The sequence below is a fragment of the Peribacillus sp. BM1 genome, assembly GCF_056679975.1.
The window spans coordinates 3,802,013-3,815,338 of sequence record NZ_CM155259.1 but is presented as its reverse complement, the minus strand read 5'-3'; the positions used below and the strand labels follow the sequence as shown (position 1 = coordinate 3,815,338).

General features: G+C 38.1%; 13 protein-coding genes. 9 read left to right on the top strand and 4 right to left on the bottom strand.

Features of this window, described 5'->3' with window-relative positions:
* Positions 1-34 precede the first annotated feature (34 nt).
* Genes AC1MGI_RS18340 through AC1MGI_RS18330 form a run of 3 tightly spaced genes read left to right on the top strand, consistent with a single transcriptional unit; the run spans position 35 to position 2,085 of the window.
* Positions 35-784, top strand: a complete 750-nt coding sequence (locus tag AC1MGI_RS18340) for a metal ABC transporter ATP-binding protein (RefSeq protein ID WP_480349867.1) — start codon at positions 35-37, stop codon at positions 782-784.
* A gap of 17 nt (positions 785-801) precedes the next feature.
* Entirely contained in the window at positions 802-1,641 is an 840-nt protein-coding gene (locus tag AC1MGI_RS18335) for a metal ABC transporter permease (RefSeq protein ID WP_480346831.1), read from the top strand.
* Positions 1,642-1,656: 15 nt separating this feature from the next.
* A complete protein-coding gene (locus AC1MGI_RS18330) occupies positions 1,657-2,085 on the top strand; it encodes a Fur family transcriptional regulator (protein ID WP_480346829.1) in 429 nt (142 codons plus the stop codon).
* Between the two features lie 165 nt (positions 2,086-2,250).
* Here AC1MGI_RS18330 and AC1MGI_RS18325 read toward each other — a convergent pair whose 3' ends face one another.
* A complete protein-coding gene (locus AC1MGI_RS18325) occupies positions 2,251-2,814 on the bottom strand; it encodes a 5' nucleotidase, NT5C type (protein ID WP_480346827.1) in 564 nt (187 codons plus the stop codon).
* Positions 2,815-3,117: 303 nt separating this feature from the next.
* On the opposite strand from AC1MGI_RS18325, the gene AC1MGI_RS18320 reads away from it, so the two are divergent.
* Positions 3,118-3,447, top strand: a complete 330-nt coding sequence (locus AC1MGI_RS18320) for a DUF4190 domain-containing protein (RefSeq protein ID WP_480349866.1) — start codon at positions 3,118-3,120, stop codon at positions 3,445-3,447.
* A 56-nt stretch (positions 3,448-3,503) separates the two neighbouring features.
* Here the strand turns inward: AC1MGI_RS18320 and ispG are convergent, their stop codons facing one another.
* The 3 genes from ispG to AC1MGI_RS18305 all read right to left on the bottom strand — a co-directional run bounded on the left by ispG (position 3,504) and on the right by AC1MGI_RS18305 (position 6,151).
* Positions 3,504-4,604, bottom strand: a complete 1,101-nt coding sequence (gene ispG, locus AC1MGI_RS18315) for a flavodoxin-dependent (E)-4-hydroxy-3-methylbut-2-enyl-diphosphate synthase (RefSeq protein ID WP_480349864.1) — start codon at positions 4,602-4,604, stop codon at positions 3,504-3,506.
* Positions 4,605-4,766: 162 nt separating this feature from the next.
* On the bottom strand, positions 4,767-5,090 hold the full coding sequence (locus tag AC1MGI_RS18310) for a hypothetical protein (RefSeq protein ID WP_062177991.1): 324 nt from the start codon (positions 5,088-5,090) through the stop codon (positions 4,767-4,769).
* 266 nt (positions 5,091-5,356) lie between these two features.
* Complete coding sequence (locus AC1MGI_RS18305; RefSeq protein ID WP_480346825.1) at positions 5,357-6,151, bottom strand: DUF1189 domain-containing protein; 795 nt, start codon at positions 6,149-6,151, stop codon at positions 5,357-5,359.
* A gap of 496 nt (positions 6,152-6,647) precedes the next feature.
* Here AC1MGI_RS18305 and AC1MGI_RS18300 point away from each other — a divergent pair, with 496 nt between their 5' ends.
* The 5 genes from AC1MGI_RS18300 to AC1MGI_RS18280 all read left to right on the top strand — a co-directional run bounded on the left by AC1MGI_RS18300 (position 6,648) and on the right by AC1MGI_RS18280 (position 13,263).
* Positions 6,648-7,130, top strand: coding sequence for a DUF456 domain-containing protein (locus AC1MGI_RS18300; RefSeq protein ID WP_480346824.1), 483 nt, complete (start codon positions 6,648-6,650; stop codon positions 7,128-7,130).
* A 280-nt stretch (positions 7,131-7,410) separates the two neighbouring features.
* Positions 7,411-8,019: a superoxide dismutase gene (locus tag AC1MGI_RS18295; protein ID WP_480346822.1), complete on the top strand. Its 609-nt coding sequence runs from the start codon at positions 7,411-7,413 to the stop codon at positions 8,017-8,019.
* A gap of 143 nt (positions 8,020-8,162) precedes the next feature.
* The gene (locus AC1MGI_RS18290) at positions 8,163-9,383 is read left to right on the top strand and encodes an MFS transporter (RefSeq protein ID WP_480346820.1); all 1,221 of its coding nucleotides are present in this window, start codon (positions 8,163-8,165) and stop codon (positions 9,381-9,383) included.
* 383 nt (positions 9,384-9,766) lie between these two features.
* Positions 9,767-11,923 (top strand): peptidoglycan D,D-transpeptidase FtsI family protein, encoded by a 2,157-nt coding sequence (locus AC1MGI_RS18285; RefSeq protein ID WP_480346818.1) that lies wholly within the window; start codon positions 9,767-9,769, stop codon positions 11,921-11,923.
* Between the two features lie 368 nt (positions 11,924-12,291).
* Positions 12,292-13,263 (top strand): PstS family phosphate ABC transporter substrate-binding protein, encoded by a 972-nt coding sequence (locus AC1MGI_RS18280; RefSeq protein ID WP_480346816.1) that lies wholly within the window; start codon positions 12,292-12,294, stop codon positions 13,261-13,263.
* The last annotated feature ends 63 nt before the right edge of the window (positions 13,264-13,326 follow it).

Below are 13,326 nucleotides of genomic sequence, written 5' to 3'. Positions count from 1 at the left end.
AAAATAGGTGATCGAATTGAATAATGAGAAAGTGATGCCGATTATTAAGATTGAGGATGTTTCCTACAAATATTTAAAAGATCTGGTTTTAGAAGATGTCTCACTTCATGTACCACAGGGGGCCTTTTTAGCGATTGTTGGTCCGAATGGTTCGGGAAAGTCGACATTGCTGAAATTAGTTCTCGGCGTATTGAAGCTACAAAAAGGGAATGTTGAATTATTTGGCCAGCCCATTCGTAAATTTAAAGATTGGCAGAAGATTGGCTTTGTTTCACAGAAAGCTAATTCTTTTAATTCTGGTTTTCCGGCAACCGTTTTTGAAGTAGTACAAAGCGGCTTAACCAAAAAAATAGGCTTATTTAAAATCCCACGCAAAGAACATAAAAAAAAGGTTGTTAAAGCGCTAGAGTCTGTCGGCATGCTAAGCTTTAAGGATCGGAATATTGGCGAGCTATCCGGTGGGCAGCAGCAAAGAGTCTTCATTGCTCGGTCTCTTGTTAGTGAACCGGAATTAATGATTTTGGATGAACCAACAGTAGGTGTTGATCAAAATAATGTCCAACAATTTTATGAAATTCTTGAAATGATGAATAAACAATTAGGGATTACCCTTATTTTAGTTACTCATGATGTTGCGACTGTAACGGATAAGGTGACGCATGTCGCGTGTATCAATAAAACGTTGCACTTCCATGGAGATGCATGTGAATATAACGAATTAAATGAAGAAGAACTGTCCTCTATATACGGTCATGGGGTTCAGCTACTCAGTCATAATCATTAAGAGGTTGGAGGTCACCCATGATTTCGGGTATTTTGCAGTATGAATTTTTACAAAATGCATTTCTAACAGGCTTGATTATTGGTGCATTGGCTCCACTAATCGGGGTATTCGTAGTGGTACGAAGAATGTCGATGATCGCGGACGCTCTCAGCCATGTCGCCCTAGCAGGAATTGCATTTAGCTTATTATTAGAAAAGAACTTTATTGCAATGGCAGGTCTGAATCCATTGTATATGGGAATGACGTTTTCGGTTGTAGGTTCTTTGTTTATTGAAAAGCTGAGAAATGTCTACAAACACTTTAAAGAACTTGCGATTCCGATTATTTTATCGAGTGGAATCGGTTTAAGTGCGATTTTCATTTCACTTGCAAACGGCTTTAATACAGATTTGTATGGATATTTATTTGGCAGTGTTAGTGCCGTCAGTCGAACAGACTTGCAACTTATTATTGTTGTATCTATCTTTGTAATCATAACTTTAGTCTTATTATATAAAGAACTATTCTTAGTGTCTTTTGACGAAGAGCATGCAAAGGCATCAGGAATTCCTTCAAAAGCCATTCATTTTATTTTCATTGTTATGGTTGCGCTTGTCATTGCTGCGTCGATGCGGATTGTTGGTATTTTGCTGGTGTCATCACTAATGACGATACCGGTTGCGGCTAGTCTTCGCTTTGCCAAAGGCTTTAAACAGATGATATTTTATTCTGTGATATTTGGGGAGATTTCAGTCATTTCTGGTCTGTTTTTATCGTATTATCTCGACCTTGCACCTGGTGGTACTATTGTCATGCTTACTGTATTAATATTAGTTCTCTCGATTCTTATTGGAAAAATCAAAACACGTTTTGCATAAGGTAGGGTGATTATTATGAACGTAACAACAGCGATGCAATTATTAAAAGATAAAGGCTATAAGCATACTGGGAAACGAGAAGAAATGCTTCAATTATTTTCTTCAAGTGATAAATATTTAACTGCGAAGGATGTTCTGGAGAATATGAAATCGGATTACCCAGGACTTAGCTTTGATACCATTTACCGTAATCTTTCTCTCTTTGTGGATTTAGGGGTATTTGAAACAACAGAATTAGCTGGTGAGAAGCATTTCCGTTTTACTTGTGGTCATCATTCCCACCATCACCATTTTATTTGTTTAGAGTGTGGTAAAACGAAGGAGATTGAAACTTGTCCCATGAATGGCTTAAATGAAAGTCTGCATGATTATGATATCTCCGGTCATAAATTTGAGATTTATGGAAAATGTCCGAGCTGTGTTAATCTTAAAAAGACCATCTAGTGATGGTTTTTTTTTCAAAAGAAAGGCATTAATCCGTTTTTGTGTCTAACACAACCGTCTAGGTCATTGTTGTGAAAAAGAGGATTGAATCAAGAAGATAAAGAATATCTTCTTGGTTCAATCCCTACGTATTTCAGAAGCTGTTTTTAGGTATTTGGTCCTTTCTTATTTCAACCAATTCTCCACCCATTTTTCCACTTCATGCCAATGGTAAACTCGAATAACGCCGTCAGGAATGGGATCTTGATTGTAAGGTGTATCGAACAATAATACGGGGATATTGCATTCTTTCGCAATAGCTACAGCATTGTCATGCTTGTCTTCGATAAAAAGATCGACCTCGAATTTCTTCGCTGTGGCTACTTTATCGTGTGATCCAATCAATTCAATATGTTTGTATTGTAATTCTTGCTTTGAAAACCAAGTTTCTGTTACATCCAACATCGCATTATTTCTAGCGCTAATAAAGTAAAGCTCATGCGTACTAGCCCATTTACGCAAAACTTCTTTTGCACCGTCTACAAGAATGGAGTCAGCATAAATAATGGGTTCATTCTCGATAAACCATTTAGAGAATTCTTCTTCGGGAACTTTTACAAAAGGATTGAAGTCATATTGATTCATTTCTTCATATGTAAGTGATAATTGAAAAGCTTTATTTAAATATGGAACAAATGTATCAGGTCTAGTAATCGTTCCATCAATATCAATACCAAATCGTTTACGCAAGCTATATCCCCCCTTATTAAGTCTAAATTCAAGTGTAACACTAGTAAATGTAACCATGCAAAGAAATAATTTTCATGAGGTTTTTGACGGAAATCACATACACTATAAATGCTCCTAAAAACGAAAGTGAGGGATGCACGTATGGAAGAAGATCGTTATTCCAGCATGGATGATGAAAAGAGAAAATCCAAGAAGCTTGAGACAGTGGAGAATCACTTAGATACAACGGCACTGGGCGAGGAAGATCAGGTAGTCATATCAGATATCAATCGTAGTTATGAGACTGTACCAGTAGCGACTGAGGTGGTGCCTGTAGTAACTGAGAAGAAAGACATTTCTTCCCACCGGTATGATGAAGAAACATCTGCAGAATTTGCTGAGCCAATGGGTAACCGTGCTTACTCAGTAAAAAACCGTGATGATGTTGATGGAAAAACAGGTACAGGATTTGGCGCATTTGCTTTGATTGTGTCCATTCTTTCCTTGTTCTTCATGCCAGTATTCTTAGGAATTGCCGGGATTATTCTTGGATTCATTGCTCGCAGAAGAGGGGCATCAACCCTTGGTGCATGGGCAATAGGTGTTGGGGTGGTTTCCATTATCGTCGGAATCTTTATCATGCCGTTCTTTTAAAAAGGTGAAATTAGGGGCAAAAAAAGGCCTGGATTATTCCAGGCCTTGTCTTTTTATTATTTCGCAACTTCAGCTTCAGCGCGTTGTTTAGCATAATATTCTTCTGCAAGTATGTCGATTTCTTTTTTCAGTTCTTCTACCATTGTTTCCTCTGGTACTTTACGGACGGTTTTTCCGTGGCGGAACAATAGTCCTTCCCCACGTGCACCAGCAATTCCGATATCCGCTTCTTTCGCTTCTCCAGGACCGTTTACTGCACAGCCAAGAACAGAAACTTTAATTGGTGCTTTAATGGTTTGAATGTATTCTTCAACTTCATTAGCAATACTGATGAGATCAATTTCAATTCGGCCACATGTTGGGCAGGAAATGAGTGTTGCCATGTCAGAGGCAAGGCCAAATACCTTTAATAGCTCACGAGCAACCTTTACTTCTTCAACTGGATCAGCACTTAAAGACACACGCATCGTATTGCCGATGCCTTTGCTTAAAATGGCACCAAGTCCTGCTGAACTTTTCACAGTTCCAGAGAATAACGTCCCTGACTCAGTGATTCCAAGGTGAAGCGGATAATCAAAAGCTTGAGAAGCTTTGTCATATGCTTCAATGGCTAGGTTTACATCAGATGCTTTCATGGAAACGATGATATCATGGAAATCAAGGTCTTCAAGAATTTTAATATGATGAAGAGCACTTTCTACCATTCCATCAGCTGTAGGGTAGCCGTACTTCTCAATAATCCGTCTTTCAAGCGATCCGGCGTTTACGCCAATTCGAATGGGAATCCCTTTTGCTTTTGCCGCTTTTACAACAGCTTCTACTTTTTCACGACGACCGATGTTACCCGGGTTGATGCGGATTTTATCTGCGCCGCCTTCTATAGCTAATAAAGCAAGCTTATAATCAAAATGAATGTCGACGACAAGCGGAATGTTAATTTTTTTCTTAATTTCTGGTATAGCTTTTGCTGCACGTTCATCAGGGCAGGCTACACGCACAACTTGGCATCCAGCTTCCTCAAGACGCAGGATTTCCGCAACCGTAGCTTCAACATCATGCGTTTTCGTTGTTGTCATACTTTGTACAATTACTTCATTATTTCCGCCAATTGTTAAGTTTCCAACTTTAATTGGACGAGTTTTCGTTCGATGTATTATTTCACTCACGTGGAATTCTCTCCTTTAGGAAAAAATCATATTTCGGTACGTCTTAATGACCGCTTTACCTATTGTAACAATCTTATGAGTATGTTGACAAGGATTGAATCTTTTATCCCGCATTAACGGAAAATCAAGACCCAGGCTAATTGAAGTTTCACTTTACTCGTTATAGAAGGGAATTTTATACGTATTGCCGATTTGCATGGCTTCAGGTTTAATTCCATTTAAGTTCTCAAAATCCGAAATGATGGTTTCAATGGAAAGAGGAAGTGTACCTTCCTGTTTTTTAATGATGGATAATAACGAATCCCCTGCACGTATCTTGATTTCTTTATATGGAATTGGGATAATTTCTGAAACAGGAGTCGAACTAGCCTCAATGGTTTTCACAGTTGATTTAGCAGGGAGCGTTCCTTTTGTTATATCGTAATAAATGATAAAAACGGTAAAACAAATTGATAAGAAAAGTAGCATTTTTTTCATGAACATCCCCCAGCTCGTCTCGTCTTTATTTCATGTATATGTGAAACCATTTGGACTATGCCTAAAATTGGGCAGTTTTTTTACCTGTGATTTCTATGTTTCAAATGTACAGACAATCCGCTACGTTAGAAAATGAGAGCTAAAGAAGAGAAAGTTACCCTCATTAAGGGAATATCATGAAGGAGAATTTAATGATTGCTGGTTATAGAGTATGTGGGATGAAGCAATCAAAAAGGGACACCAATATACCGATGTCCCTTAAGAAATTATTTAGAATTAGTACGTTCGATTCTATTTTTGTTATTAGGTACTTCTTTTAGAGATAAATACAACATGAAAATGGTAACGAACCAGTTTATGGTTGAACCGTATGGGACAATCGTTTGAAAAGCAGCCATAATCGTGAAAAAGATGGTCGGCAATGTGATGCTGTAAGCTGTAATTCTCCAAAGGTGACGATAGGAAAGACCACGGCCAAGTAAATTATTAAAAAGTAAACCAAACATAGCAAAGATAGACACTTTAATAAATAATAACGCTGACGTAAACAGGAACATTGCTAGAACTAACACAACAATCGCTACAGGCAAAAGGGATGCAGCAGTGTCTAGCATTTTTTCAATATCTTTGTTTGAGATCGATTGTCCTTCAAGTAAGGAGTAGGGACCTGTTTGAATTTCTCCGCCTGTCGTGAAGACAAATTCATTTTGTAATAATCCGATAGCGGTGATGGATTCTCGAGCAATTTGCTGGGCAGTTATTTCACCGCTGTCATCCATATAAATTGTCATATTATTCTTCTCGATAATAACAGGTTCTTCGCTAGTATCCGTTAGTGTTCCATTCTTTATTGTGAAATCAGGCAAATCTTCCGTAAATGTTGTCTTAATTGCAGGAATGCTTGCTTGGATTGCCGTACTGAAATAATAGGCAGAGGGAATAATGGAAACGAGAGAAAGGAAGAAGACGAACAAGATCGTTTTTCCGATTCCTTGGTTTCGAAAACTTGCGATGTCTTTCGGTGAGTACAAACTTAAAATAAATTGTTTGAAAATATTCATTCTTCACAGCCCTTTTTATGAAATGGTTTCTATATGTCTTTTTCATTTTAGCTAGGTGTCCAGAAGAACACAACAGAAAGTCATTGAAGATTCGTTAGAATGTATTTGAAAGAATTTTTCTTTCAATGATAAGTGTATAAGTTTATTACAATGGGTATTAGAGTGCTACCTAGGCCAATACGTTTATCCCGCTTTAACGGGCAGTAAAACCCCCAGCTCAAGGCTTAGAGGAACCGTAGAGCATAGGTGGGGGATAACAACCCGTTAAAGCCCGATTCGTGAGATACAGTGAAACTTACTTTGTGATCTTCAAAGGTTTAGTTGAACCAATCGGGTTCGTAGAACCGCTTTATCGAAGCGTAGCGGAGATATTAGCGACTCTAGAACGGGACTAACAATCAGTGGGATGAAGAAAACCCCCACTGATTGAAGTTTCACTTTATAGTAGAATATAGCCAAGGCGCTGTGGTGGTTTTTCTTAGAAAGTAGGATGAAAATGGATGTAGTGTATTGGCTCGTAATTGTTGTCATGTTTATTATTGGGTTTATTGGTCTCGTTTATCCCATTATCCCAAGTGTGTTGTTTGTTTTGGCTGGTATTTTGTTATATGGAGTATTTTACTCCTTTGAGTCTTTTAATTGGATATTCTGGACCATCCAAATTTTATTAGTCCTTTTATTATTTTGTGCAGATTATGTAGCTAATTTAGCAGGCGTGAAAAAGTTCGGGGGGTCTAGGGCGGGCGTATGGGGAAGTACGATTGGTATCTTAGTCGGTCCGTTTGTCATTCCGTTCTTAGGGATTATCATCGGACCATTCTTAGGGGCCATCATAGCGGAGATGGTTATTCACAAGAAAAGTCCGGTCGTAGCTGCAAAAATTGGCTTCGGTTCAGTGATGGGCTTTGTTGGGAGTGTTGTAACCAAAAGCATCATCCAGCTGTTTATGGTTATTTACTTCTTGTTCGTTGTTTTGTAATAATGAGGATTAGTTTGGCGAGCTATAGACGTCATCGGCTCGGGGCTACAAGCCGACAAGAAGACCAAAGAAACAACTTCTATGCCGTCTTGTCTCGTGCTTGTCGCCGATAAATGGGCGCCTTTTCGCTTTTAGGTGGATGAAGAATTTGAAAATGATGAAGCATAACGTTTGAAACGTTACCAAAACTTTGATATTCTAATTGAAACGAGCATAGTGTTTGCATGTGCAATGCTACTTCGTCAAAAAAAACTTTAGTTACATAGGGAGGAATTTTATTATGGCATTCGAACTTCCACAATTACCGTACGCATATGATGCGTTAGAACCAAACATCGACAAAGAAACAATGAACATTCACCACACGAAACACCATAACACGTATGTAACAAACTTAAACGCTGCTCTTGAAGGCAATGAAGAACTTTTGAGCAAAAGTGTTGAAGAAGTAATTGCAAACCTTGATGCAGTTCCTGAAGCGAAACGCACTGCTGTACGCAACAATGGTGGCGGACACGCGAACCACTCATTATTCTGGCAAATCATCTCACCAAACGGTGGCGGACAGCCGACTGGTGAATTAGCGGATGCAATCATTTCTAAATTTGGTAGCTTTGACAGCTTTAAAGAAGAATTCGCTAAAGCAGCTACAACTCGTTTCGGATCTGGCTGGGCTTGGCTTTCAGTAAACAATGGTGAACTTGAGGTTTCAAGCACACCTAACCAAGACTCTCCAATTATGGAAGGCAAAACACCTTTACTTGGTTTAGACGTTTGGGAACATGCTTACTACTTGAACTACCAAAACCGTCGTCCAGAATACATCAACGCATTCTGGAACGTTGTAAACTGGGATGAAGTAGCTAGCCGTTTCGGCGCAGCAAAATAAGATAGCAACAAAAAAAACAGGGATTCCACAAAGGAATCCCTGTTTTTTTGTTGTTAGAGGAAAAATTTTGAAATATCGACTCCTTTAAATAAATGTCCATTGTTCTTCAAACACTATAAAAGTAATTAAAGGAGAGTTAAAATATGGGCATTATAAAAAAATGGACTGGAGACATGGAGATTAATCGGGATTTACGGATTCTGCTAATTATCGGCGGACTGTACAGCATGAGTATTGCGCTCTCAAATACGTTTGTAAATGTATTTCTGTGGAAGCAGTCTGGAGATTACGTAGATATCGGAATTTATAATTTGGCCGTGGCAATTTTTCAGCCATTTACATTTGTGTTTGCAGGTAGAATTGCCAAAAAGGTGGATCGGATTATTGTTTTGAGGCTCGGTGTTATATTTTTAGCCGCTTTTTATTTAGCTGTTCTCTTAATTGGCACACAGGCCACACATTTTCTTATCTTACTAGGTGGATTACTTGGGATAGGGTATGGGTTTTACTGGCTTGCCTTTAACGTGTTGACTTTTGAAATTACAGAACCAGAAACACGTGATTTTTTCAATGGATTTTTAGGGTTGCTTACTTCTGCAGGAGGGATAATCGGACCTATTTTCGCGGGCTTCATTATATCCAGAATGGAGAAGTTTACAGGGTACTCGATCATATTTGGGGTATCGTTGTTATTATTTGCGATAGCGGTATATTTTAGTTTTTCTTTAGAAAGACGGCCAGCTCATGGTAAATATTTATTTTTCCGTACACTTAAAGAAAGGAAAAATGATCATAATTGGCGTCAAATATTGTATGCACATTTTTTCCAAGGATTACGCGAAGGAACATTTATGTTTGTCGTTTCGATTTTTGTTTTCATTCAAACGGGAAGTGAACTTGCGCTAGGAAATTTCAGTATGGTGAATTCAATCCTTTCGTTTATCGCTTATTATTTCGCAGCAAGATATATTAAGCAAAAAATGAGGAAGAAATCAATCCTGCTTGGCGGAATACTCTTATATGCAGGCGTATTCTTACTTGCTTTCAATGTCACCTATGCCAAACTGCTTTTCTACGCAGCGACGATCGCAATTGCTTATCCAATCCTACTTGTACCGTATATGTCTTTGACTTACGATATTATTGGCCGTGCGTGGCAGGCTGCAGAGTTAAGAATTGAATATATTGTAGTTAGAGAACTCTACATTCTGCTCGGTCGAATTGTTTCAATTGCGGGCTTTATTCTTACCGTCATGTTTTTTGACCCGGTAAAAAGCTTACCTATTTTTTTATTGATCGTTGGATCAGGACATACAATTATTTATTTATTTGTTAGAAAAATTAATATAGACCACCCCGTATGATATACGGATATTTAGAAAAGGTTAGGCCTCGCGACTGAATAAAGTGTGAAAATAAAAAACGCGAGGTCTACATCTTTTTTATTCTAAAAAGAAAAAAACTCCTATAGGTGCCTACCTCTTTCGTTTCGGCTCAAAAGAGGACAATCCGTCGCCTAAATTTCAAAACTGGCTCAAAAAAGATGAATCCTGCGTGTAAATCATAATTTCAACACCAAAAAAATGTTTTTTGCAGAGAAAAGCTCAGAATTGAAGAAAGGATTAAAAGCACCTGTTAGATAGGCAAAATAAATAAGTAATTTTGCATTAACAAAACTAGATATTCTCTTTCAAGTTATATAGAATAAGATAGATTACTATTTTTATAAGAGGATGTGTGGCTTAGCGTGACGAAAGAAAAAAAGAAAAAGACTCATGTTCCTTTGCGATTAAATCTACTTTTCTTTGCGGTTTTTCTATTATTTTCAGTACTAATTCTCCGTCTTGGACTTGTTCAAATCGTCTATGGAGATGATTATAAAAGAGAAATTGAAAGAACGGAAGAAGTGACTGTGAATAATCCTGTTCCTCGTGGGAAAATGTATGATCGAAATTTAAAGGTGATGGTCGACAATGAGCCATTGAATGCTATTACTTATACTAGGAGCCAGGGAACAAAGGCAACGGAAATGCTGGATACTGCAGAAAAACTAGCCAAATTAATTGATAAAGAAACGGATAAAATAACGGTACGAGATAGAAAAGATTTCTGGATTCTTAAACATCTGGATGAGGCTGAAGCAAAAATCACCGATGCCGACCGAAAAAAGGTTATGGAAGGCGAACTTGAACAAAAAGATTTATATAAGCTTCAAATTGAAAGAATTACTGAGAAGGAAATCGATTCCTTCACAGATGCTGAACTTGAAGTGCTCGCTATTTATCGTGAATTTTCGAGTGGCTATGCGCTAACACCACAAATTGTTAAAAACAAAGACGTAACAGAAGTAGAGTTCGCGAGGGTAAGTGAAAACCTTGATTCTTTGCCAGGAGTAAACATCACTACTGACTGGGATCGAACATATGCTTTTGGTCAAACGTTGAAATCCGTCCTCGGTAAGGTATCATCATCAGACGAAGGTTTACCGAGTGAAAAACTTGATTATTACCTTTCACGCGGGTACAGCCGGAATGATCGGGTAGGGAAAAGCTATATCGAATTGCAGTATGAAGATGTGCTTCAAGGAAATAAAGCGAAAGTGAAGAATATAACAGATAAGGGCGGAAATGTTGTTGAATCCCAAATTATTTCTGAGGGACAGCGTGGGAAGGATTTAGTCTTAACCGTTGATATGGATCTTCAGCAAGCAATCGAAAATGAAATTGAGAAGCAATTACTACAGGCAAAAAAAGCAGGCAATACAAAATTCCTTGATCGGGCTTTTGTTGTATTAATGGATCCAAAAACAGGGGAAATTCTGACGATGGCCGGAAAGCAATATGCCATTGATAAGGAAACAGGCAAACCAACGATCAATGATTATGCTCTAGGTAATATTTCGTCTTCCTATACAGTAGGGTCCAGTGTAAAAGGTGCAACAATTTTAACTGGGTATCAAACAGGCGCCATTCAGCCGAATAGGTATTTCTATGATAGACCCTTACTTATTAAAAATACGCCACCAAAGAAGTCGTATTCAAATATGGGGAATATTAATGATTTAACAGCGTTAAAAAAATCCTCCAACGTATACATGTTTTTAACGGCAATTGCGATAGCTGGTGCAGAATATTCACCAAATAGGGGGCTGAATATTGGACCTAAGGACTTTGATACGATGCGCCATTCTTTTGTCCAATTTGGTTTAGGGGCAAGAACAGGGATTGATTTGCCGAATGAAATGACTGGTTTCGTTGGGCAAGATACGAATAATCCTGGTAAATTACTCGATTTTGCTATTGGACAGTATGATACGTATACACCGATGCAGTTGGCACAGTATGTCTCAACAATCGCGAATGGCGGCTATCGAATGGAGCCTCATATAGTCAAAGAAATTCATGATCCTGTTGATGATAATACACAACTTGGTGCTGTATTTAATGAAATAACCCCAAAAGTCCTGAATAAACTGGACATGAAAGATAGCTGGATTGATCGTGTTCAGACTGGCTTTAAAATGGTTGCTATGGAAAAAGGGGGAACGGCTTATAAATACTTCGGCGGAAAGAACAAAGCCTATACAGTCGCTGCAAAAACAGGTACAGCGGAAGCCTTCTATGATGGACCAAACAAAGATAAATATAAAGGTCTCCAAGCAACTATGAACCTGAGTATGGTTGGATATGCTCCGGCAGAGAATCCTGAAGTTGCTTTTGCCGTTGTCGTTCCTTGGGCATATCAAGGCCATTCAAGCAATGGGTTGAATGGAAAACTGGCTGAATTTGCTCTAGATACTTATTTCGACTTGAAAAAGACTCGTCAACAGGCAGACCAAACGGAAGCAACTGTAGAGAATAAGGTTGTTAATAGTAAGGAAATCGAACAAGAACAGGCAGAATAATGAATAAACGCTTTTAAATGAGGATGTCCCAAAAAGGGTCTGATCTCACACTCTATCAATAGTACATACACTCAATTTGTGCTGTTGATAGGGTCTGTGGGTCAGGCCCTTTTGTTTTAGGAGAGCCTTTTTTTGCATTTCAATTCTAGTGTTTACTTTTGTCTACATGTATAGAAGGTGAAAATAGGGGAATTTCTAAAGAAAAGAATTGTTTTTTCTCGATTATTCGACGCGATTCCTGTTTGTTGTTTACAAAATTCGCACAGAAGTTTACGCAAAATTTACAAATGGTTTAATGTTCTTTAACAGTAGGATAGTAATCTTAGTTTGTAGAAACAAACAATGAATATTTCAGGGGGAATAAGTAAATGAAGAAATTTAAAGGTTTCGCTTTAACAGCAATGTTAACGGGAGTTTTAGCTGTAGCAACAGCATGCGGCTCAGACACTACTAAAGATGAAAGCACTTCTGGTACTGCTGGGGACACAGCTGCAAAACTTTCTGGAGAAGTTATTATTGATGGTTCATCTACTGTATACCCAATCATGGAAGCTGTTTCTGAAGAATACGGAGCAGTTCAGCCAGATGTAAGAGTATCTGTTGGTTTTTCAGGTACTGGTGGCGGATTTAAGAAGTTCATTGCAGGAGAAACAGACTTAAGCAACGCTTCACGTCCAGTGAAAGATGAAGAAAAAGCAGAGCTTGATAAAAATGGAATCGAATATACTGAATTACCATTAGCATTTGACGGTATAACAGTTGTGGTTAACCCGGATAATGATTTTGTAGACCATTTGACAGTTGAAGAATTAAAAGCACTATGGGTAGATAACGGAAAAGCAAAAATGTGGTCTGATATCCGTCCGGAGTGGCCGAAAGAAGAAATTAAATTCTATTCTCCAGGTACAGATTCAGGAACATATGATTATTTTAACGAAGTTATTTTAGAGGATGCACCGATTGTTTCAAACGCAACACTTTCAGAAGATGACAATATCCTTGTTCAAGGTGTATCAGGTGATAAAAACGCAATTGGTTTCTTCGGTTATGCTTATTACGCTGAAAACCAAGACAAGCTTAAAGATGTAAGCATTGATAATGGAAATGGTCCAATTGAACCAACTCATGAAACAATTGGAAATGGGGACTACGCACCACTTTCAAGAACAGTTTTCACATATGTATCGAATAAAGCTGTAGCTGAAAAAGAACAAGTTGCAGACTACACGAAATTTACAATTGAAAATGCTGGTGAATTGGCAGAAGAAGTTGGATATATCAGCTTACCTGAAGAAGATTATAAGAAAGATTTAGAAAAACTCGCTGAACTTACTAAATAAACGTACGTTTAAATGAATAACAAAAATGAAAAGATGGCGGGTACAACCTGGATGGACCCGCCA

What these genes read in the sequence shown, in the direction of transcription:
- AC1MGI_RS18300 (WP_480346824.1), top strand. Translation starts at nt 6,648, where the DNA reads ATGGATGTAGTGTATTGGCTCGTAATTGTTGTCATGTTTATTATTGGG.
- AC1MGI_RS18330 (WP_480346829.1), top strand. Translation starts at nt 1,657, where the DNA reads ATGAACGTAACAACAGCGATGCAATTATTAAAAGATAAAGGCTATAAG.
- AC1MGI_RS18305 (WP_480346825.1), bottom strand. Translation starts at nt 6,151, where the DNA reads ATGAATATTTTCAAACAATTTATTTTAAGTTTGTACTCACCGAAAGAC.
- AC1MGI_RS18280 (WP_480346816.1), top strand. Translation starts at nt 12,292, where the DNA reads ATGAAGAAATTTAAAGGTTTCGCTTTAACAGCAATGTTAACGGGAGTT.
- AC1MGI_RS18310 (WP_062177991.1), bottom strand. Translation starts at nt 5,090, where the DNA reads ATGAAAAAAATGCTACTTTTCTTATCAATTTGTTTTACCGTTTTTATC.
- AC1MGI_RS18335 (WP_480346831.1), top strand. Translation starts at nt 802, where the DNA reads ATGATTTCGGGTATTTTGCAGTATGAATTTTTACAAAATGCATTTCTA.
- AC1MGI_RS18340 (WP_480349867.1), top strand. Translation starts at nt 35, where the DNA reads ATGCCGATTATTAAGATTGAGGATGTTTCCTACAAATATTTAAAAGAT.
- AC1MGI_RS18290 (WP_480346820.1), top strand. Translation starts at nt 8,163, where the DNA reads ATGGGCATTATAAAAAAATGGACTGGAGACATGGAGATTAATCGGGAT.
- AC1MGI_RS18295 (WP_480346822.1), top strand. Translation starts at nt 7,411, where the DNA reads ATGGCATTCGAACTTCCACAATTACCGTACGCATATGATGCGTTAGAA.